The sequence below is a fragment of the Bartonella sp. CM86QHHN genome, assembly GCF_042194695.1.
In the GTDB taxonomy this organism is placed as follows: Bacteria; Pseudomonadota; Alphaproteobacteria; order Rhizobiales; family Rhizobiaceae; genus Bartonella.
This window is the reverse complement of the sequence record NZ_JBHIND010000070.1, coordinates 1-1,179: the sequence shown is the minus strand read 5'-3', so window position 1 is coordinate 1,179 and position 1,179 is coordinate 1. Positions and strand designations below refer to the sequence as shown.

The window sequence follows — 1,179 nt, the reverse complement described above, 5'->3', positions numbered from 1 at the left end:
TCCAAATTATCCAACTAAGCTTCAAACACTAGAGCAAGCACTGAGTGTTCTTGGCAAGCAAGTCGTTATTACAATCAAAAATGCGGCTTAACTTCCTCCCCACTTTTAAAATGGGGAGTTATGTTTTTAAATCTAAGCAGCTTTTACGACAGATCTTGCTAGAACCTGTTTTGCTTCTTTAATAAGGGCTTTGTATTTTCTGTTCTCTTCATCTACTCTGAAGGCATCAAGAAGACGCATATGAATAGGACCTAAAAGATATAAAACTTTTTCGCCAGCGTTCATACCTTCCCAATAACTTGGCAAATCAAAGCGCGTATCATTATCATAATCAACAGCTTGGTTTTTTAGTTTCTTTTCACACTCAATAAAGTAACGACGAGCTTGTCTGCCTTTCTCATTGCGTTCAACCATGGAAAGCTCTTTTGCCATGTCTAGAGTGAGGTGATATTCGATACTTGGACGACCACCTTTAGGTTTCGGTAAATTTTTACCGAAACTTATAACACCTTGATTTTCTTGAGAGGCATTAGGTTTTACTCTTTTTTGAGTAAAACTCACAAAGTCCTGATTTTCTTGAAAAGAATATTCTTCAACCCGTCGTGAAATCCAATCGTTGAAGCGTATATTAACTTCTAAAAACGTATGCAACTCGCGTGCATTGACAGTTTGAACTGTTTCTTTTCCAATAGTTTGTTCTGTAATTTTAATAAGAGTGTTCATGATGAATTCCTTGTTACTTAATATGTTTTCATTGACATTCTAAAAGAGTGCCGGGTGCTGAAAACACGGTAACAAGTCCGTCGTTACGCTTTCCCCATGAAGGTATTGTATAGCATAACTACACCCGACAAGATCGTTATATGCTACAGCATATAACGAGTCAAAATCTTTAATGTCTAGAAGATTAGTTATTTCGGCAACTAATCCGCTTGTTATCAAGGTGTTTTCAGGCACCTAATTCGATTATTCATATTGCTGTAATAATGTCAAGCGGCTTCCGATAATTTTTTGATCTCTTTATTGATCTCATCTATAAGAGGTTCGTAATTCAGAATGCTTTTCGGAATAGCACCACCGTAAACCCATGCTTTCACCTGCGCTTTGGTACTAAAATCCGCATTTTCTGGTGTGGTATAATACTGGCCGCCATCAAACTTTTCACACTCTCTTGTGCCG

Annotated in this window: 1 protein-coding gene and 2 pseudogenes; 1 reads left to right on the top strand and 2 read right to left on the bottom strand. The window is 37.5% G+C overall.

Features of this window, described 5'->3' with window-relative positions:
* Window positions 1-91, top strand: a pseudogene (locus tag ACFIKX_RS07915) (type II toxin-antitoxin system HicB family antitoxin); the annotation flags it as partial.
* A 41-nt stretch (window positions 92-132) separates the two neighbouring features.
* Here ACFIKX_RS07915 and ACFIKX_RS07910 read toward each other — a convergent pair.
* Window positions 133-723: an antA/AntB antirepressor family protein gene (locus ACFIKX_RS07910; RefSeq protein WP_375628926.1), complete on the bottom strand. Its 591-nt coding sequence runs from the start codon at window positions 721-723 to the stop codon at window positions 133-135.
* A 266-nt stretch (window positions 724-989) separates the two neighbouring features.
* Window positions 990-1,179: pseudogene (locus tag ACFIKX_RS07905) on the bottom strand (hypothetical protein); the annotation flags it as partial.